The organism is Rhizocola hellebori (assembly GCF_016862955.1).
In the GTDB taxonomy this organism is placed as follows: Bacteria; Actinomycetota; Actinomycetes; order Mycobacteriales; family Micromonosporaceae; genus Rhizocola; species Rhizocola hellebori.
On sequence record NZ_BONY01000011.1, the window covers coordinates 148,661 to 167,262 of the forward strand.

The following is an 18,602-nucleotide window of genomic DNA, read 5'->3' on the forward strand; positions in this document are numbered from 1 at the left end:
CGCCGCCCGGCCGTCCGAGCTGAGCCTGGGCGCGGACGCTCCGCAAGAATGACGCCTCCGCCCGGGCGTCAGGAACACACCTGGGCGGCGCGCGACTCCAGGTAGCGGCGCTCGGGAAGGCTGGTGGTGCGGCGGGCCGCGAGCAGGTAGGCGTCGCGGGCGGCCGGAGCGTCGCCGGCCAGCTCGAGAAGGTGGGCGCGGACGGCGTCGAGGCGATGGTGACCCTTCAGCGCCTCCTGTACCGAGGCGAGCTGGTCGAGGCCGGCCGACGGGCCGTGCACCATGGCGACCGCGACCGCGTGGTTGAGCGTCACCATCGGGTTGGGCGCGATGCGCTCCAAAACCTGGTACAGGGCAAGGATTTGCGGCCAGTCGGTGGCGGAAGCCTTCTCAGCCTCGCAGTGCAGCGCGGCGATGGCCGCCTGTACCTGGTACGGGCCGAGGGCGGAGGTCGCCAAAGACGACGTGATGAGCCGGGCGCCCTCGGCGATGGCAGCGCTGTCCCACAGCGCGCGGTTTTGTTCGGCCAGCGGGACGAGGGAACCGTCCGGTGTGGAGCGAGCGGCCCGGCGCGCGTTGGTGAACAGCATCAACGCGAGCAACCCGCACACCTCCCCGTCGTGCGGCAGCAGCCGATGCACCAGGCGGGTCAGCCGCATGGCCTCGAGGGTGAGATCGCCGCGTTGCAGGTCCGGCCCGGAGGTGGCGGTGTAGCCCTCGTTGAAGATGAGGTAGAGCACCTGCAGCACGACCTGGAGACGGTCTTCGCGATCGGGCTCGGGCGGAAGCTGAAACGCGCTCCCGGTCGCCTTGATGCGCTGCTTGGCCCGGCTGATCCGCTGGGCCATGGTGGCCTCGGGCACCAGGAAGGCCCGCGCTATCTCGGCGGTGGTCAGCCCACCGACCGCGCGCAGGGTGAGCGCCACCTGCGAGGCGGGCGACAGCGCGGGATGGCAGCAAAGGTAGAGCAGGGTCAGCGTGTCGTCGCGGTCACCCGGGCGGTCGGAGTCCGCGGCGGGCGCGACGGTCTCGACAAAGCCGGCCTCCTCCCGCCGCCGCCGCGCCGAGTCGGCCCGCCACAGGTCGGTCAGCCGCCTCGTGGCGACCGTGACCAGCCACGCTTTCGGGTTGTCGGGCTGGCCGTCGCGGGGCCATTGCACGGCCGCTTCCAGCAGCGCTTCCTGGACGGCGTCCTCGCAGCTGTCGAACTGGCCGTAGCGGCGCACGAGGATGCCGAGCACCTGAGGGGCAAGCTCCCGCATCAAGGCTTCCATCCTGAGATTATGGCCTGATGGCTCAGGTACCCGACGAAGTAGCCGACCGGCTCTACGCCACCGCCCCCGAGGGCTTTGTGGCCGCCAGGGAGCAGGCGGCCAAAGCCGCAAGCGATCCCGCGCAGGCGGCCGCGATCGCCAAGCTTCGCAAACCCACCGTCGCCGCATGGGTGATCAACCTGATGGCGATCAGAAAACCGGAGCTGGTCGACGGCTTGGCCAAGCTTGCCGGCGAGCTTCGCACGGCCCAGCGTGAGCTGAAGGGCGCCCAGCTTCGCGAGCTGGCCCGGCAGCGGCGCACCGTGGTCACCTCGCTGGTCGACGCCGCGGTCGAGCTGGCGGCCAAGGAGCAGCCGAAGCTGAAACCTCCGCTGGCCGACATCGAGGCGACGCTGAACGCGGCGCTGGCCGACGAGGAGGTGGCCCGGCAGCTGCGCACCGGCCGCCTGCTCAAGACCGCCTCCTATGCCGGGTTCGGCGAGCTGCCCACGCCCGAGGTTGCCGACAGCGCCACCGCCCGCAAGGATCTGCGTGCGGCGCACCAGGCCGAGCAGGCGGCACAGGCCGAAATGGAGGCGGCGGCGCAGGCCGAGTCGCAGGCCGCCTCCGCATTGGAGGACATCGACGAGCAGCTGACCCGGCTGCGCCAGGCGAGGCAGGCGGCCGCGGAGGAACTCAACGAGCGCAAGGCTTCTCACGTCACCGCGCAGCGAGCGCTCGCAGCCGCCCGCCGCCGGGTCAGCGAGGCCGAGGCGGCTGTGGGCGACTGACGAAGGTAGCGTGCAGACCATGGGCTGGGATCTACTGCTCACCGGCGCCGAGGTCATCGATGTCGGCGGTGGTCACGTGGGCCGTTTCGACGTCGCCGTGCAGTCGGGCCGGGTGGCCGCGGTCGCGCCGCGGCTGACCGGCGACGCCGTGCGCCACCTCGACCTGACCGGCAAGGTGATCACGCCTGGCCTGGTCGACCTGCACACCCACGTGTTCGCCGGGGGCGGCTATTGGGGCATCGATCCGGCTCCGATCGCGTGGCGCAGCGGGGTGACGACATGGGTCGACGCCGGCTCCAGCGGCGCCTACAACTTTCCCGCTTTCCGGGAACGCCTTTCTGGGTACCAAGTGAAAGTCCCTGTCCTTCTTCATGTCTCCGCGATCGGGCTCACCGGCCAGGAGGGCGAGGCGCGAGACCTCAAACACCTCGACGTGCCCGCCGCCATCGCCACCGCCCAGGCCAATCGGGAGCACATCGTCGGCATCAAGGTGCGGATGGCCCGCGGCACGGTCGGCGGCAACGCATTGGAGCCGCTGCACCGGGCAATCGAGGTGGCCACAGCGTGCCAGCTGCCGGTGATGGTCCACATTGGAGACAGGCCACCCAACGCGGAGGATGTGGTCCCCCTGCTGCGTCCGGGGGACATCATCACGCATTGCGCCAGCGGGATAGCCGCCGGGCCGAACCTGTTGACGCCCCAGATGCGGGAGGCCTATCAGCGCGGCGTCGCCTTCGACATCGGCCACGGCGCGGGCAGTTTCGCCTTCGACGTGCTGGAAGCCCAACTGGCCGCCGGGATGCCACCGCACTCGATCTCCACCGACCTGCACAGCCGCTGCGTGCACGGGCCCGTCTTCGACATGCCCACCACGATGGCCAAGATGCTGGCGGTCGGGATGCCGCTGGAACAGGTCGTACAAGCGGCCACAGCCGGCCCGGCGCGCCTGCTCGACCTCGATGTGGGCACCCTGGCCGTCGGCTCGCGCGCCGACCTGGCCGTGTTCACGGTGGTGGAGGGCAGGTTCGAGCTGGTCGACGTGCACGGCAACCGGCGCACCTCGCCACTTCGCCTGCACAACGAGGCCACCTATGTGGCCGGGCAACCGCTGCCGGCCGTCGCGCCTGAGCCGCCGCCGCCCTGGGTTCCGTTAACCTCGGCGCAGCGCTCGGCTTTCTCGCACCAGCAGCAGGCCGTGCGCCGCTTGCTGACCGAGCCGCTGGTCGACCCGGACGGCCTGGAAGAACAGTTCCCACGACACGGAGGTTGACGCCCACCATGCCCAAGAAGACCGTCTTCGCCGAGCACGCCGCGCCTCCCGGCGGCCCCTACTCGCACGCCGTCATCGCCGGTGACCACGTCTACCTCGCCGGCAGCGTCCCGGTGCTTCCCGACGGCACCCGGCTGGGCGGCGCCCCCTTCGCCGACCAGGCCCGCGCCGCCTTCGCCAACCTGGCCACCGTGGCACAAGCCGCCGGCGCGAGCCTGTCCCAAGCGGTGCGGGTGGGCGTGTACCTGCGCGACTGGGACGACTTCGCCGCGATGAACCAGATCTACATCGAATTCTTCGGGGAGCAGAACCTGCCGGTGCGCACCACGATTCCGGTCCCCCTCAAGGGAATCGACATCGAAGTCGACGCAATCCTCTACATAGGACAGTAACCGCTACGGGTGACATGTGGACGGTCCCCCTATTCCCACCCACCGACGATCCTGGCACGATACCCATCGGCCCGGTCGACTAGGTGATCAATAGTGGGGACCCATGTCAAGCGAAGCACTCCTCCGCATCGAGAAGGCACAACGCACGCGAGCGACATCTCTCAGCCTGTCTGGTCTTGAGCTGCGCGAAATACCTGCAGAGCTCGCGGCGGTAACCACGCTGACCCGACTAAACCTCCGCAACAACCGGCTGAGCGTCCTACCCGACTGGCTCGGCAACCTCACCAGCCTGACCACCCTCGAACTGGGCGGCAACCAGCTGACCGCGCTACCCGACTGGATGGGCAACCTCACCAACCTGACCACCCTCGAACTGGGCAGCAACCAGCTGACCGCAGTACCCGAAACGCTCGGCAACCTCACCAACCTGACCACCCTCGGACTCGACGCCAACCAGCTCACCGCACTACCCGAAACGCTCGGCAACCTCACCAACCTGACCATCCTCGAACTCGGCAACAACCAGCTGAGCGCCATACCCGACTGGTTGGGCAACCTCACCAACCTGGCCACCCTCGGACTCAGCGACAACCAGCTGACCGCATTACCCGACACGCTCCGCAACCTCACCAACCTGACCATCCTCGAACTCAGCCACAACCAGCTGACCGCATTACCCGATGCAGTCTGCAACCTGGTCGGGCTCGGTTTCCTCAATGCAGGCAACAACCGCCTGACCGTTCTGCCCGACGAAATCGGTGCCCTCACCGAACTCGCCTTCCTGTACCTCACCGGCAACCAGCTGACAGCCCTGCCCGACCAGCTCGGCACCCTCACCCGACTCAACGTCTTGTACCTCAACGACAACCACCTGACCGTGCTGCCAGATTGGATCGGCGACCTCCCCCATCTCGATCGGTTGGCAATCAGCGGAAACGATGATCTCGTCAGTCCGCCGCCATCGGTGTTGGCACAGGGAACTAAGGCGGTGCTGGCGTTCCTGGGAGCGCGGCGGCAGCGGGCGGAGAGGCAGTGGCGGTCGAAGGTTTTGGTGGTGGGGCAGGGCCGGGCGGGTAAGACCTCGTTGGTGAAGGCACTTTCCGGCAAGCCCCACGATGCTCAGGAGCCGACTACGCATGGGCTGAATGTCAGCCAGCTGGAGCTTGCTCACCCGTTGCCGGACGTGGTCGGCGAGGAGGTGAGGATGCGGCTGGCCGTGTGGGACTTTGGCGGGCAGGAGATTTACTATGCGACGCACCAGTTTTTCCTCACCGGGCAGTCGCTCTTCGTGCTGGTGTGGAGCTCGGGCGCGGGCTATGAATACAGCCGCCTGCGTTACTGGCTCGATCTCATCAGCGCGAGAGAGCCGGGAGCGCCGATTATCGTTGTGGCGACCCAGACCGCCGAACGCGCGCCCGACCTTCCCCAGGCGGAGCTGGCGGCGGCGTATCCCGCCGTGCGGGCCTGGGTCAGCGTCGACAACGAAACCCGGGCCGGCATTGACGAGCTGCGGGACCTGATCGGCGAGTATGCGGCAGGGTTGCCGCTCATGGGTGCCCCGTGGCCGGCCGCGTGGCTGGCTGCTCTTCAGGCATGCCGCGATTTGCCTGGTACCCATATAAGCCTGGCCGAATTCCAGAAGGTGCTTGGGGAAGCGGGGATGACCGCCGAGTCAGACCAATTGGTGTTCACCGGCGTGCTCCATCAGCTGGGCGAAATATTGCACTACACCCACGACCGCGAGCTGAGTGAGCTTGTCATCCTGAAGCCGCAATGGCTAGGGGTGCGGATGAGTGAAATCCTTGACAGCAAACCGGTCGAGGAAAGGTCAGGGCTGCTGCACCACGAGGACGTCACCGCCCATTGGCGGGATCTGGGTTTGGATCTGCGTCGCCATCTACTGTCCATGATGGACACCTTCGACGTGTCCTATCGGGTGGACGATGCCGAGATCGCGGCGATCGTGGTGGAACGGCTGCCGTGGGATCCACCGGCATATCACGAGGCCTGGGCTCGGCTCGCGCCGCCCAACAGCAGGCAAATCCGGCTGCGTTACACCATCGACGGCGCGATCCCACCCGGCATCCCGACCTGGTTCATCGCTCGGTCGCACCGCTTCAGCACCGAGCATTTCCGTCCGTGGCGGACCGGTGCGCTGCGCCAGCATCACGACGGTAAGCATCTCGGACTGATCAGCGTTGACACCGCTAGGAATACCATCGACCTGACCGTGCGCGGGCCGTTGCCCGCCGCGTTCTTCTCGATCCTTGACGATGGCCTGAAGGTCACCTTCAGCCGCTATCCGGGGTTGCGGCTGACCGCGGCCGTGCCGTGTCACTGCGCGGAAGACTGCACCACCCAATACGCCTACGACAAGCTGTTGCTGCGCGCGGAACGTGGCATTTTGAATGTCGAGTGTGACAGCTCGCTCGAACAGGTCAGTATCGCAGCGTTGCTCTATGGCTTTACCCCGGCCAGCACCGACGATCCAGCCCAGATGCAAGCCAGATTCGACCAGCTCGCCCACCAGATGCAAGGCCAAACCGAGCTGCTGCAACGGGAATTCATCAAGATGGTCAACGCCGAACACGCCCGCTGCCCGTGCGTGTTCACCTTGACGCTGGTGAAGGACACTGTGGCCGGTCTTGCCAAACCGGGCCAGACCACGTATCAGCTCCAGCTCTACTGCGAAGAGCCCGGCGCCTGGCATCCGCTTCCCGAAGGCGCGGGAAGCTACCGCATCGCCGATCTGAGCAAGTGGCGCCACGCCCTCAACCGCAACTACAACAGAGCCGCCAAGACACTAAGCTTGCCGACATTGATCGCTGGTGCAGCGACGGGGATCCCGGCGCCGGCGCTGCCACTGGTCGAGACCAACCGCCCGGCCCTTCAAGACCTCGGCGACCTGCTCGAGGACAGCTGGTCCACACCGTCGGCCCGGGCGGAGACCGACGCCCAGTACCGCGTTCTTGAACAGCTGCTCGCTGCTCTCGATCCGAAAAGACAGTGGGGTGGCCTATCCAAGATCACCACTCCGGAGGACCTCACCCTTTACGTGTGCCCGGAGCATGTAGCCAGGTATCTCACGCCGCAGAAACCCCATCAGTCGAAGTCAAAGATGGAGTTGCGGTCGTAGAAGTGCAGAATGTAGCGGCAGTTGACGCAGATCAGCAGCGTCATCTTGTGCGAGGTGAATCCCCAGGTGCTGTCGAGGCGTCCGGTCTCCTGCTGAAAGTCGGTGCCTTGGCACAGGGGGCAGGTAAGCCGGGGAGTCCCTTGATCAGTCATGGAAACGAAGACTAGCGCCTAAGGTCAAGCGCAATGGGGCGGCCCGCCTTCGGCAGACCACTGGCCCGCCGTCACGTCAGCACAGGAGCCGCCGCGCCGGCGAGCGCCTCGGTTACTTGTCCAGGAAGTCGGTCTTGTTTTCCTTCTTGGCTTTCTTCACGGCCCGCTTTTCTTTCAGCGACTTGCCAACCTTTTTGTTGCTGTCCTTCTGCGGAGACTTGTCCGACATGGCGGCTCCTTTGAGAGCAAAGAATGCGGTGGCTTCAGGACAGTTCAAACCGAACTTTACGCAGTCTACCCCCGGCCGCGAACGGTTTCCGGATTCATGGACAAGCTTCTACGGCCTGCCGCGCAGATAGGTGAGGACGGCGAGGACCCGGCGGTGGTCGTCGGAATCGGGCGGCAGATCGAGCTTGGCCAGGATGCTGGCGATGTGTTTGGCGACGGCCGCTTCCGTCACCACGAGCGCACGGGCTATCGCGGCGTTGGAGCGGCCTTCGGCGATGAGGCCCAGCACCTCGAGCTCACGGGCGGTGAGCCGGGCCAGGCCGCTTCGCCGCTGGTCGAGCAGCTGGCGCACCACTTCGGGATCGACGACGGTGCCGCCCTGCGCGATCTTGGCTACCGCTTCGGCGAACTCGGTGACATCGCCGATGCGGTCCTTGAGCAGATAGCCTGTCCCGGCATCGCGGCCGGAGCCGAGCAACTCGGCGGCATAGGTCTGCTCCACGTACTGGCTGAGCACGAGCACCGGCAGCGTGGGCCGCACCGCGCGCAGGACGAGCGCGGCGCGCAAGCCCTCGTCGGTGAAGCTGGGCGGCATCCGCACATCGGTGATGACCACATCCGGCTCGTGGGCGGCGACGGCCTCGACAAGCGATGCGCCATCTCCGACCGCGGCCACCACCTCATGCCCGAAGCGCGCCAGCAACCCCGCCAACCCCTCACGCAGCAGCACCGAATCCTCGGCAAGCACTATCCGCACGGCACCGCCACCCTTCGCAGCGGTCGGCCGCCGAGGCCGGAGGCAAGCACTATCCGCACGGCACCGCCACCCTTCGCCGCGGTCGGCCGCCGAGGCCGGAGGCAAGCATCAGCCGCACCGCCACCCTTCGCCGCGGTCGGGCACCGGATCGGCTGGGGGTGAGCATTATTCGCATGGGATTTCCACGCGGAGCACGGTTGGGCCGCCTGGGGGGCTGGACAGGAACAGTTTTCCGTCCACAGTGGACACTCGGTCGGCCAGGCCAGCCAGGCCACCGCCGGGGCGGTCGAGCGCGCCGCCGACGCCGTCGTCTCGGATTTCCAGGCGCAGGGTGCCGCCGGACACGGCCGCACTCACCGAGCCTTGGCTCGCCTTGCTGTGCTTGGCGAGGTTGGCCAGCGCCTCGGCCACCACGTAGTAGGCGTTGACCTCGATCGGCTCGCTCAGGCGCGGCACGTGAGCGGTCACGGCGATCGGCACCAGCGATCTTCCGGCGACGTCGCGGATGGCGGCCGCGAGGCCGCGCCCGCTGAGCACCTGCGGGTGCACGCCCCGGATCAGCTCGCGCAGCTCGGCCAGCGCCAGCTTGGCCTGCTCGTGGGCCTCCTCGATCTCCCGGAACGCGGCCGAGCCGGGCTCGACGGCCAGCTTGGCCAGGCCGAGCTTCATGGTGAGCGCGACCAGGCGCTGCTGCGCGCCGTCATGCAGGTCCCGCTCGATGCGCCGCCGCTCCACCTCGAACGCCCCGACCAGGCGGGCCCGGGAGCGGCGCACCTCGACCAGCTCGTCGCGCGGGCTGACGATGGCCCGGGTCATGGCGGCCCGTGCCCCGGCCCAGGCCGTGATCGGGTAGGCGGCGAGCGGGATGAGCAGCAGGCCGGCCAGCGCCAGCAGGGTGGCCGGGATGGGACCGGTGCCGCCGGGCTGCAACGGAGCCGAGAGCAGCGTTCCCGGTACCCCCAAGGAAATCGCCACTAGAGCGAGGTCTATCCACCACAGGGCCAGCGCCGCCACCAGGGCATGGGCCAGCTCGCGCCAGATGTCCGAGCCGCGCAGGCGGGCGGCCAGACCGGTTTTGGCCGTTGCCGGCACGGGATCGCCATCGACGAAACGGATTCGCCAGCGCTCGAAGCCGGCGATCAGCGGGGTGACGAGCAGAAGCGCCGCGGCGCCTGCCACGCCCAGCTCACGCCCCCGGCCCGAAGCCTCGATGCCCGCCGATTCGGCGAACACGACGCCGCCCACCACCACCGCCGCGGGCAGCGCGCTCAGGCAGAGGTAGGCCAGCGACCGCCACGGCCACGATGAGCGCAGGAAATGCAGCGGCGCCCGGGTCAGGGCATCGAGCGAGCTGCGGGCGATCATGGGTTGACGGTAGCGCGGCCGCGGCCCGCCGGCAGTAGTGCTGGGTATACCCCAAGCTCTCGCGGCTGCGCCAATGCCAAGCACCGGTGCCCGGCGTTGACTGTGCGCCATGACTTTGCAGCTTCGCGATGTTCGCAAGACCTATGGCCGGGGCGTGGTGGCCCTCAACGGGGTCAGTGCCCGCTTCGAAGCGGGCAGCTTCACCGCCGTGATGGGGCCTTCCGGTTCGGGTAAGTCGACGTTGCTGCACTGCGCGGCCGGCCTGGACCGCGCCGACAGCGGCGAGATCATCCTGGCCGGGGCCAGCCTGACCGGCCTGGGCGAGACCGCGCTGACCCTGCTGCGCCGCGACCGGGTGGGTTTCGTCTTCCAGGCTTTCAACCTGGTGCCCTCGCTGACCGCGGCCCAGAATGTGGCGCTGCCCGCACGCCTGGCCGGGCGCAAGCCCTCGCGTAGCGAGCTGGCTGCCGCGCTTGCCGCCGTCGGGCTGCAGGCGCGCGGCGAGCACTATCCCTCCGAGCTTTCCGGGGGTGAGCAGCAACGCGTCGCGATCGCCCGGGCATTGCTCACCCGCCCGGCGGTGCTGTTCGCCGACGAGCCGACCGGCGCTCTGGACAGCCAGACCTCCCGAGAGGTGCTGACGTTGCTGCGCAAGCTCGTCGATGACGAAGGGCAGACCCTCATCATAATCACGCATGATCCGGTGGCCGCGGGCTACGCCGACCGCAAGGTGCAGATGGCCGACGGGGTGATCGCGTGCTGAGCCTGGCTTCCCTCAAGGCCCGCTGGGCCAGCCTTTTCGGCAGCTTCGTGGCGCTCCTGCTGGGGGTGATCATGCTGACCATGACCGGGCTTTTGCTCACCTCCGCCAAACCGCAGATGCCGCAACGGTTTTCGGCCGCCGCGATCGTCGTGCAGAGCCCCGATCCGCTAGCCCCGGCCGACAGTTTTCTGCCCCGGCGGCCGTGGTCACCGTCGCAAGTGGAGCGTCTGGTGGCCGAGCTTTCGGCCATTTCTGGTGTGGTCGCGGCCATCCCGGACACGCCGGTCTACGCGCAGCCGCTCGTCGACGGCAAGCCCACAGCGGCGACCGAAGGCAACTCGTGGCCCGCCGCCGCCCTTGCCGGTCACCCGCTGACCGCCGGGGTCGCGCCAACCCGTGACGATGAGGTCGTCATGCCCGGCCGGGTGCCCGGTGAGCGCGTCACCATCCTGACCGCCGCCGGCCCGCACGACTACACCGTCACCGGAACCGCTCACGGCATCTATTTTTTCAAGCCTTTCGCCGGGGTACGGGCCATCGGCCTGCTCACCCACGGCAAGGTCGACCTGGCCCGGGTCGAGCGCGCCGTCAACGGCGAGGGCAAGGTGCTGACCGGTGCTGACCGCGCTGCGCTGGAGTCGCCGGCCGACGCCCGTACCCGCTGGATCGGCTTGCAGGTGCTCACCGCGATGGCGGCGCTGACCGGGTTCGTCGCCATTTTCCTTGTCGCGTCGACGTTTTCGTTCAGCGTGCTGCAGCGCACGCGGGAACTGGGCCTGCTGCGCGTCATCGGCGCCACCCCGGGCCGGCTGCGGCGCATGATGTTCGGCGAGGCCACGCTGATCGGCCTGCTCGCCGGGGCGCTCGGGGTGGCCCTCGGGGCGCTCGCAGCTCCCCTGCTCGGCTCGCTTCTGGTCCACGCGGGCTTCGAGCCACCGTCGTTCACGGTCCGCTTCACCTTCTGGCCCATGGCTTGCGCCTTCCTCGCCGGATTAATGGTCGCGCTCACCGGCGTCGTCCTCGCCTCGCGCCGCGCGGCCTCGGTCGCGCCGCTGGCCGCCTTGCGCGCCGCCGATGCGCAACGCCGTCCCATGACCCGAAGCCGCTGGGTCTTCGGCCTCCTGGCGATCGCCTTTAGCGCGCTGCTGGGCCTGGCCACCGCGACCGCGGATGCGCTGTCCATTCCCACCCTCGCCGGTGGCACAGTGATGGCTCTCATCGCCGGGATCGCCCTGCTCTCCCCCGCCCTGGTTCCTCCGCTCGCCCGAATCCTGCTGTCCCCCTTCGCTTCCGGGCCGCTGGGCCTGCTCGTGCGGCAAAGCGCCTTCACCGCCGCGCGCCGCACCTCGGCCACCGCCGCCCCGGTCATGCTCGCCGTCGCCTTCACTGTTCTCGTGACCGGCATGGTGCAGACCGGCGCCGAGGCCTATGCCACCCGCCGCGAGGCCCAGATCCCAGGCACCGCGGCGCTGATTCCCGACGGCACCCCGGGCTTGACCAATGCTGCCGTTTCCGCCGGGGCGACCTCTGTCCTGCCCACCACCGTCTGGCACGGCGACATTCCCCTGACGGCGCTCGGCCTTTCCGCTCAGCGCGCGCCCGACCGCATGGTCGTTCGCGGGTCGCTGGCCCAGCAGCGCGGCTGGACCGTCGGCTCCGTGGTGCCGTTGACTGTCGCGAGTGGACATATGGTGCGGCTGACCGTCGGCGAGATCGCCGACGCCGCGCCCGCCGACATCCTGGTTTCCCGTGACAGCGCACGATCGTTCGACCCAGACGCGCTCACCTCGGTGGTCTATCTGCACGCCGAGGAGGTCATTTCGCCGACACCGGGCGCAAAGATGGTCAGCGCCGCCGAATACGCCGCCCTCGCCGACGCGCAGGAGGATCGTCTGGTCTGGATGTTCACGCTCGTCCTGGTCGGCATGGCCGGCGGCTTCACCATCATCGCGGTCGCCAACACGTTGCTCATGGCGGCAGTGGCCCGCCGCCGCGAGCTGACAGCCTTGAGCCGCCTAGGCGCGACCGCCCGCCAGCTGATCCAGCTCGTCTGCCTGGAGACCACCTTCGTGGTCGCGCTCGGCGCGCTGCTCGGCATCGCCACCGCACTGCCCGGCCTACTCGCCATCCGAGCCGGGTTGTCGCAGCAGATCGGTCACCCCGTCACGCTGATCGTCTCCTGGCCCGCCCTGGCCGCCGTGGTAAGCGCCTGCCTCGTCAGCGCCCTACCAGCCAGCCTGCTGCCCTCAGCGAGCGCCAGCCGCGCCCGGCATCGCGGCGGCCGGCAAAGTCGGTGACGGCCGACCCGCCCGGCTTCACCGTTACACGGGTTTGGCGACGCCGAGGGCGGTGTCGAAGCGGCTGGCGAGGGCGAGGAACTCGCTGCCCCAGCCGCTGGAGAGCGACACCTCCTGGATGGGCCCGGTGGGGGCGAAGAGGACCGTCAGCATGAACGGCACTTCGCCGTCGCGGCGAACCTTGGCGGCCAGCTCGTCGAGCTCGCTCAGCGCCGCCTCGGTGTCCCTGAACGAGGCCCAGGTGAAGTCGTTGTCCGGCTGGGCAAGCAGCACCCGCGCCTCATCGATGACGGCCAGCAGTTCACAGACATCAATCCCCACGAAACGATTCTCGCATCGCGAGCACACGAGCAAACCGGCTGATGATCTAGGGAGGGGCGGTCTTCAGCGGCGCAGCCGCGGGTAGGGACTTCGAGTTGTCCAATCGGGACCAGCTAGCCGGCGACCCACGCCTCGACCGGGCCTACCCGCAGGACGCCGTCGGTGAGCGGAATGCAGCGGACACCGCCCTTGCCGCGCAAGGCGCGCCACGCCCCCGGGGCGATGGTCACGTCCATCCAAGCGCACGGGTGCGCGGGCCGCGCCACCTGCAGCCGCACCGGGCCCTCGCCCGAGTCGAGCACCAGCACCGAGCCCACGAGGTCGTCCACGGCCAACCCGGCGACCAGGATGTTGCGCCGCACCTGGGTCAGGTCGGCGCCCGCGGGCAGTGACTCCTGGGCGATGATGGTCACGCCCGACTCGCTGTGGGCCTGCTTGCCGAAGTAGCGGTCGCCGACGATGCCCATGCCCTCCCGGATGTGGATCTCGTCAACAAGCTCCTGGGGAGGCGCGGGCGCAGGGCCGTCAGCGGGCCGCCCGCCGAACCGGTGCACCGGCGACGCGAGAAGCTGCACGATTTGTGCCACGCCTACCAGCATACGGACCGGCTCGGCCGAGGATCTATAGGCTTGAGGGCGATGGCTCAGCGTGAACCCAGCAACTCGTACGCCGTCCCGGCCACGATCGTCACGGCCTACGCAGTGCTCTCCGCGGCCGCCGCCCTGATCTATCTGGTGGTGTCGCCCGCCTGGCGCGGGGTCATCTTCATGGCCGCGGCGTGGGCGGCGTTCCTGTGGGCCATCGCGGCTGTGCGCAGGGTTCCGTTGCCGCAGGGCCTGCCGTTCGTGTTGCTGGCGGCCGCGCTGTTGCTCGGCAATGCGGCCTGGCTGATCCGCGTCCTCGGGGTTCAGCCGGAACCGGTGAGCCCGCCGCTGGCGCTCACGGCCGCTGCGGGCAACGCGCTGTTGCTCGCGGCGGCGATGATCGTCGTGTTCCGCCGCGGAAGTCACGATCTTGGGGGCTTGCTGGAGGTCGTGATCTTCTCCGTGGGCGTCGGGGGCCTGCTGTGCTTGACGGTGATTCTGCCCGCCCAGCGCGACAACCCCACCTCGCCGGCCTCGCGAATGTTCGTCGCCGTCAACATAGTCCTGCTGTTCGGGGTCGTCGGCGCGCTCATGCGGCTGTGGACCACCGCCGGGGCCTACCAGCGAGCCCTGGGAATTCTGTTGGTAGCAGTGGGATTCGCCCTGGCCGGCAACTGCGTGCTGGCCATTTCCGGCCCGCAGGCGCTTTTCGGGGCCTACTGGTGCTTCATCGGCGCCTACACCGCCATCGGGCTGTTCTGTGCCGGCTCGTCGGTGGGAGAGATCATCACCCCCGGCCTCGAACCGGACGACCACCTGAGCCTGCCACGGCTGGTGTTGCTCGGGCTCGCGCTGGCCGCGATGCCCGTCGCCGCCGCCGTCCCCGCGGTGAGCCGGCATCCCGCGAGCACCGTTCTGGTCGCCATCTGCGGCTGCCTCATCGCGGCCCTGGTGATGCTGCGCATCGGCCTGCTGGCCCAACAGCGACGCCGGGCCATGGTTCAGCTGCGGCATCTGGCCGACCACGATCCGCTCACCGGAGCGCTCAACCGCCGCGCCTTCGCGCAACGCCTCTCCGCCACCGTGTCCAGCGGCCCCTGCGTTCTCGCGTTCTGTGACATCGACCGGTTCAAGGACTTCAACGACCGCCACGGCCACGCCGCCGGTGACGAGGTGCTGGTGCGGATCACCGAACGCATCATGTCTCGCCTAAGCGGTGGCGACTTTGTCGGTCGCATCGGAGGCGACGAGTTCGTGGTGTGCGCGGTGCTGCCACCCGAGGCGGCGCCGGCGCTGCAGGCACGGCTCGAGGAGGTGCTGGCGGAACCGATGACGGTCGCCGGTCACGACATCGAGGTCACGGTGAGCGTCGGCGTGGCCAGCAGCCACGGCGCCGCCTCTGCCGCCGAGCTGCTCAACCTGGCCGACAAACGCATGTACGCCAACAAGAATCACCGTCCCGGCGACCCCGGGCCACGACCTTCGTGACCGGCACCGCACGGGTGGTATGACCGCGCTGGGAGTATCGCCCCGCGCTTCGCAACGGCTAGAAACAACCGGACCCCCACCTATAGTTTCAGCCGTTCAAGGAGCCCCCGATGCCAAGACTCCATCGTGCCGCCTGGTCCTGCCTAGGCGTCGCCCTCGTGCTAGCCGTGGCAGGTACCAGTCTGGTGCTGGCTAGACCTGCGATGGCGGCCACCGTGTCCAAGCCGTTGCGCACCATGATTGCCGATCTGCCGGTGGCCTCGGAGGTGCGCACAGGCTACAACCGGGATCTGTTTCCCCATTGGATAGACGCCGACGGGGACGGCTGTAACACCCGCTACGAGGTGCTGATCGCCGAATCGACCACCACGCCGACCATCGGCTCGGGTTGCTCGCTGTCGGGCGGGCGCTGGTTCTCCTATTACGACGGTGCCACCTGGACGGCTCCCGCTGATGTCGACATAGATCACTTCGTGCCACTGGCCGAGGCGTGGGACTCGGGCGCACGCAACTGGACCACCGCACAGCGCCAGTCCTACGCCAACGACCTGGGTGACAGCCGGTCTCTGGCCGCGGTGACCGACAACGTCAACCAGTCCAAGGGCGACCAGGATCCGGCCGAGTGGATGCCGTCGGTGTCCAGCGTGCACTGCCGCTACCTGGGTGAGTGGGCGGCGGTCAAGACCCGCTGGGGGCTGACCGTGGACTCGGCGGAGAAGAGCTCGCTGACGTCGCGGGCCGCCTCGTGCAGCAACGTCACCATCACGGTGCAGACCGTCCTCGGCGGTGGTGGCGGCGGCGGCACGACACCACCGCCCAGCGGGTGCGGTGGCACCAACGGCACCAACGTCACCGTCCCGGACACCGGCGCCGTGGTGTCCAGCACAATCACCGTCTCGGGATGTTCGCGCCCGGCGTCGGCAAGCTCGACGGTGGAAGTCCACATTGTCCACACCTACCGCGGCGACCTTGTCGTGACGCTGGTGGCCCCGGACGGATCCGCCTACACGCTCAAGGCTTCCAGCTCCTCCGACAGCGCGGCCAACGTCAATGCCACCTACTCGGTGAACCTGTCCACCGAGACCGCGGGCGGCGGTTGGCAGCTACGAGTACAGGACGTCTTTTCCGGCGACACCGGCTACCTCGACACCTGGACCCTTGCTGTGTAGCCCCGGCTGCGCACCCAGCCGAGGATGACCGCGCAACCAGCTCTCGTATCGGGGCCGCCGGGCCACCGTCTCCTGGTAGGCCCCGATCGAGTGCTCGACCACCTCGCCCGCCGCCTGCGCCGCGGCGCTGTCGGGATGCCAACCCAGCAGATGCCGCCAGCGCAGCGGCGTGCCCGCGATGGGCATCATGACGATGCCGGGCAGGTGCCGGAAGGTGCCCTGGGCCAGCACCACGGCCGCGCCGCTCTGCAAAAGGTCGATGCAGCCGCCCACATCGGTTTCGAACACGTGACGCGGCGTGAAACCCGCGCGGGCGCAGGCGGCGGCGAAGCAGTCGCTGAAGCAGCCGTCACCGGGCGCGTTGGCCCACTGTTCGGTCGCGAGCAGGGCCAGCTCGACCTCGTCGGAGGCCGCGACCGGGTGCTGATCGGACATCAGCACCCCCACCGCGTCGACGCAGACGGCATGCCAGACCAGGCCGCCCTCCAGCGGCGGCGGTGAGTCGCCACAGACCCCGACGAGCGCGTAGTCGAGCCGCCCGTCGAACACCATGTCGGCCAGCTCCTCCGCCGACCAGCTGGTGAAGGTCGAGACATGGGCATCCGGGTGCGCGTCGCTGAGCCGCTGCACCAGACCGCCGGTGATCGGGCCGTTGGTGGCTCCTATGCGGTACCGGGTCATGCCTTCGCCAAGGCTGGCAAGGCGAGCGGCTTCCTCCCGCAGCCCCTTGACCGCCGGGATGAGCAGCCGGGCGCGGGCCAGCACCAGCTCGCCCAGCGGCGTGGGCCGCGTGCCACGGCGGTCGCGTTCGAAAAGCGGCCCGCCGAAAGCCCGCTCGATGCGTTGCAGCTGAGCGGTGAGCGCCGGCTGGGCCAGGCCGAGCACAGCGGACGCCTTGGTGAGGCTACCCGCCTCGGCGATGACGCAGACCACACGAAGGTGACGCAGCTCGATATCCATGAAGTGACGCTAGGGCCAACGCCCGAAGGTCGCCAGAGCCAGCCCGGGAAACGCGGCGCGGGCGAACCCTTCGTACTCTTTGGACATGGAAAACGACCTGCCCTTCGTCGACGAGCATCGGCTGCTCGTGCCGGCCCCGGCCCCGGTGGTGTGGCGGCATCTCACCGCGCAGATTCCCCGCTTCGCCAGCTCCGGCTCCTTCGCGAGGCTGCTGGGGGCTCAACCGCAGGCGGTGTGGGGAACGCCGCCGGAGCAGGGCGCGACGCTGCCCGGGTTCAAGGTGGCACAGGTCGTTCCCGGGCACCGGCTGGTGCTCACCGGCCGGCATCGGTTCTCGCGTTACGCCCTCATCCTCACGCTGACCGAGCAACCCGACGGCACGATGCTGCTTGCCCGTACCCAAGCAGAATTCCCCGGATTCAGCGGCGGTGTCTACCGGCAATTGGTCATCGGTTCGGGCATCCACGCTAGTGTCGTTGCCCGTCTGCTGCGCAGGATCAGCCAGGCCGCGCAGGGCTAGGACGGCCCGGCCCGGCGACCGGACCGTCCTGTGTGGACAACACCACGCGGGCTAGCCCACCCACCACCACGGTTTCATCGGCTGAGCCTCGCCGGTCTCCGCCGAGAAAGGAGCTAGCGGCTCTCGATCATTGGCCCTGGGGGCGATCGCCGGTCTCGCGCGGCGGCCGCGCAGCCTGCCGGTGATGCCACCCAACACGCGGGCCAAACTCCGGCGACCGGCGCGGGCTGGGGTGAGGATCCCCGCCGGGGCGATACCCGCGACGACGGCGTTGAGCTGCTCGGCCAGGAGTTCGGGGTCTGTGCGATGCGCGGGATTGCGCTGCAGCAAGCCCGCGATGACCGGCGCCAGCGGGCCCGCGAGCCGCATCGGGTCGGGCCCCTCAGCGGAAAGAGCGGCAAGGGTGGCCAGCACCGTCGGCCGGTCGTAAGGGGCGCGTCCCTCGACCGCGGTGTACAGGGTGGCGCCCAGCGACCAGTAGTCGGCCTCCCGGCTGGAGATCCCGTGCCGGATCCGTTCCGGCGACACATATTGCGGCGTGCCCAGCTGGCCGGTACGGGTCACCTGACCATCGACCTCCAGGGACGCCAGACCGAAGTCGCCCAGCACCACCCGGCCGTCGTTGGCGAGCAAAACGTTGCCCGGCTTGACATCGCGGTGCAACACGCCCGCGTCGTGCGCGGCGATCAGGGCTTCCAGCACCGACAGGCCGATGTTGGCCACCACCACCGGGCTCAGCGGGCCGCTCTCGTGCACCAGCCGATGCAGATTGATCGACGGCACGTACTCCATCACCAGCCAAGGCCACCGCTCGGTCTGGATCACGTCGTAGATCTTCACGACGTGGGGATGGTTGATCCGCCCCGCGGCCCGAGCCTCCTTGTAGATCAGGAATCTGAGCAGATCGGTTTCCTCGGGGCTCATTTCGCTCGGTGGCGAGACCTCCTTGACCGCCACCTCGCGATCTACTACCTCATCGTGGGCCAGCCATACCCGGCCCATACCGCCGTGGCCGAGCTGGCGGCGCAACGTATAGCGACCGGCGATCGATCCGAGTCGCTGGTCTGGGGTCACGTGCTCATCATGCCCAATTGGCGGACTCCCGTCTGCGGCTGGTGGTGCGTGCCCGCATCGTGGACGATGCATAGAATCCATG

The 18,602-nt window shown here is 68.8% G+C and carries 17 protein-coding genes; 9 read left to right on the forward strand and 8 right to left on the reverse strand.

Features of this window, described 5'->3' with window-relative positions:
• Positions 1-68: 68 nt before the first annotated feature.
• Positions 69-1,274, reverse strand: coding sequence for an RNA polymerase sigma factor (locus Rhe02_RS11315; RefSeq protein WP_203908094.1), 1,206 nt, complete (start codon positions 1,272-1,274; stop codon positions 69-71).
• 17 nt (positions 1,275-1,291) lie between these two features.
• Here Rhe02_RS11315 and Rhe02_RS11320 point away from each other — a divergent pair, with 17 nt between their 5' ends.
• From Rhe02_RS11320 to Rhe02_RS11335, 4 genes are all read left to right on the forward strand, one after another.
• On the forward strand, positions 1,292-2,044 hold the full coding sequence (locus tag Rhe02_RS11320) for a hypothetical protein (protein ID WP_203908095.1): 753 nt from the start codon (positions 1,292-1,294) through the stop codon (positions 2,042-2,044).
• A 19-nt stretch (positions 2,045-2,063) separates the two neighbouring features.
• Positions 2,064-3,314, forward strand: coding sequence for an amidohydrolase/deacetylase family metallohydrolase (locus Rhe02_RS11325; RefSeq protein ID WP_203908096.1), 1,251 nt, complete (start codon positions 2,064-2,066; stop codon positions 3,312-3,314).
• Positions 3,315-3,322: 8 nt separating this feature from the next.
• On the forward strand, positions 3,323-3,706 hold the full coding sequence (locus Rhe02_RS11330; RefSeq protein ID WP_203908097.1) for a RidA family protein: 384 nt from the start codon (positions 3,323-3,325) through the stop codon (positions 3,704-3,706).
• A 103-nt stretch (positions 3,707-3,809) separates the two neighbouring features.
• Positions 3,810-6,842, forward strand: coding sequence for a leucine-rich repeat domain-containing protein (locus tag Rhe02_RS11335; RefSeq protein WP_203908098.1), 3,033 nt, complete (start codon positions 3,810-3,812; stop codon positions 6,840-6,842).
• Here Rhe02_RS11335 and Rhe02_RS11340 read toward each other — a convergent pair.
• The 3 genes from Rhe02_RS11340 to Rhe02_RS11350 all read right to left on the reverse strand — a co-directional run bounded on the left by Rhe02_RS11340 (position 6,809) and on the right by Rhe02_RS11350 (position 9,344).
• Positions 6,809-6,994 carry a hypothetical protein gene (locus tag Rhe02_RS11340; protein ID WP_203908099.1) on the reverse strand — a complete coding sequence of 62 codons (186 nt, stop codon included), beginning with the start codon at positions 6,992-6,994 and terminating at the stop codon, positions 6,809-6,811. The two genes, Rhe02_RS11335 and Rhe02_RS11340, sit on opposite strands and share 34 nt — an antisense overlap.
• A gap of 337 nt (positions 6,995-7,331) precedes the next feature.
• Positions 7,332-7,979, reverse strand: coding sequence for a response regulator (locus tag Rhe02_RS11345; protein ID WP_203908100.1), 648 nt, complete (start codon positions 7,977-7,979; stop codon positions 7,332-7,334).
• 165 nt (positions 7,980-8,144) lie between these two features.
• Complete coding sequence (locus Rhe02_RS11350) at positions 8,145-9,344, reverse strand: sensor histidine kinase (RefSeq protein WP_203908101.1); 1,200 nt, start codon at positions 9,342-9,344, stop codon at positions 8,145-8,147.
• 115 nt (positions 9,345-9,459) lie between these two features.
• Between Rhe02_RS11350 and Rhe02_RS11355 the strand changes: the two genes are divergently transcribed.
• On the forward strand, positions 9,460-10,107 hold the full coding sequence (locus Rhe02_RS11355; RefSeq protein WP_239123687.1) for an ABC transporter ATP-binding protein: 648 nt from the start codon (positions 9,460-9,462) through the stop codon (positions 10,105-10,107).
• The gene (locus tag Rhe02_RS11360; RefSeq protein WP_239123675.1) at positions 10,101-12,404 is read left to right on the forward strand and encodes an ABC transporter permease; all 2,304 of its coding nucleotides are present in this window, start codon (positions 10,101-10,103) and stop codon (positions 12,402-12,404) included. The genes Rhe02_RS11355 and Rhe02_RS11360 overlap by 7 nt, the downstream gene beginning before the upstream one ends.
• Before the next feature lie 24 nt (positions 12,405-12,428).
• Here Rhe02_RS11360 and Rhe02_RS11365 read toward each other — a convergent pair whose 3' ends face one another.
• Both Rhe02_RS11365 and Rhe02_RS11370 read right to left on the reverse strand, forming a co-directional pair.
• Positions 12,429-12,725, reverse strand: coding sequence for a hypothetical protein (locus tag Rhe02_RS11365; protein WP_203908103.1), 297 nt, complete (start codon positions 12,723-12,725; stop codon positions 12,429-12,431).
• Between the two features lie 113 nt (positions 12,726-12,838).
• Positions 12,839-13,312, reverse strand: coding sequence for an MOSC domain-containing protein (locus tag Rhe02_RS11370; protein ID WP_203908104.1), 474 nt, complete (start codon positions 13,310-13,312; stop codon positions 12,839-12,841).
• A 51-nt stretch (positions 13,313-13,363) separates the two neighbouring features.
• Between Rhe02_RS11370 and Rhe02_RS11375 the strand changes: the two genes are divergently transcribed.
• A complete protein-coding gene (locus Rhe02_RS11375; RefSeq protein WP_203908105.1) occupies positions 13,364-14,797 on the forward strand; it encodes a GGDEF domain-containing protein in 1,434 nt (477 codons plus the stop codon).
• Positions 14,798-14,907: 110 nt separating this feature from the next.
• Positions 14,908-15,966 carry a proprotein convertase P-domain-containing protein gene (locus Rhe02_RS50880; protein WP_373320619.1) on the forward strand — a complete coding sequence of 353 codons (1,059 nt, stop codon included), beginning with the start codon at positions 14,908-14,910 and terminating at the stop codon, positions 15,964-15,966.
• Here the strand turns inward: Rhe02_RS50880 and Rhe02_RS11385 are convergent.
• A complete protein-coding gene (locus Rhe02_RS11385) occupies positions 15,901-16,926 on the reverse strand; it encodes a LysR family transcriptional regulator (RefSeq protein WP_203908106.1) in 1,026 nt (341 codons plus the stop codon). The genes Rhe02_RS50880 and Rhe02_RS11385 overlap by 66 nt on opposite strands.
• An 85-nt stretch (positions 16,927-17,011) precedes the next feature.
• Between Rhe02_RS11385 and Rhe02_RS11390 the strand changes: the two genes are divergently transcribed.
• Positions 17,012-17,446, forward strand: coding sequence for an SRPBCC family protein (locus tag Rhe02_RS11390; protein ID WP_203908107.1), 435 nt, complete (start codon positions 17,012-17,014; stop codon positions 17,444-17,446).
• Between the two features lie 51 nt (positions 17,447-17,497).
• On the opposite strand, the gene Rhe02_RS11395 is transcribed toward Rhe02_RS11390, so the two are convergent.
• Entirely contained in the window at positions 17,498-18,520 is a 1,023-nt protein-coding gene (locus Rhe02_RS11395) for a serine/threonine-protein kinase (RefSeq protein WP_239123676.1), read from the reverse strand.
• Positions 18,521-18,602: the final 82 nt, after the last annotated feature.

Bases quoted from the DNA above. Each gene is read 5' to 3' on its own strand.
- Rhe02_RS11350 (WP_203908101.1), bottom strand. From the start codon at position 9,344: ATGATCGCCCGCAGCTCGCTCGATGCCCTGACCCGGGCGCCGCTGCAT.
- Rhe02_RS11375 (WP_203908105.1), top strand. From the start codon at position 13,364: ATGGCTCAGCGTGAACCCAGCAACTCGTACGCCGTCCCGGCCACGATC.
- Rhe02_RS11335 (WP_203908098.1), top strand. From the start codon at position 3,810: ATGTCAAGCGAAGCACTCCTCCGCATCGAGAAGGCACAACGCACGCGA.
- Rhe02_RS11340 (WP_203908099.1), bottom strand. From the start codon at position 6,994: ATGACTGATCAAGGGACTCCCCGGCTTACCTGCCCCCTGTGCCAAGGC.
- Rhe02_RS11325 (WP_203908096.1), top strand. From the start codon at position 2,064: ATGGGCTGGGATCTACTGCTCACCGGCGCCGAGGTCATCGATGTCGGC.
- Rhe02_RS11385 (WP_203908106.1), bottom strand. From the start codon at position 16,926: ATGGATATCGAGCTGCGTCACCTTCGTGTGGTCTGCGTCATCGCCGAG.
- Rhe02_RS11330 (WP_203908097.1), top strand. From the start codon at position 3,323: ATGCCCAAGAAGACCGTCTTCGCCGAGCACGCCGCGCCTCCCGGCGGC.
- Rhe02_RS11390 (WP_203908107.1), top strand. From the start codon at position 17,012: ATGGAAAACGACCTGCCCTTCGTCGACGAGCATCGGCTGCTCGTGCCG.
- Rhe02_RS11315 (WP_203908094.1), bottom strand. From the start codon at position 1,274: ATGGAAGCCTTGATGCGGGAGCTTGCCCCTCAGGTGCTCGGCATCCTC.
- Rhe02_RS50880 (WP_373320619.1), top strand. From the start codon at position 14,908: ATGCCAAGACTCCATCGTGCCGCCTGGTCCTGCCTAGGCGTCGCCCTC.
- Rhe02_RS11320 (WP_203908095.1), top strand. From the start codon at position 1,292: ATGGCTCAGGTACCCGACGAAGTAGCCGACCGGCTCTACGCCACCGCC.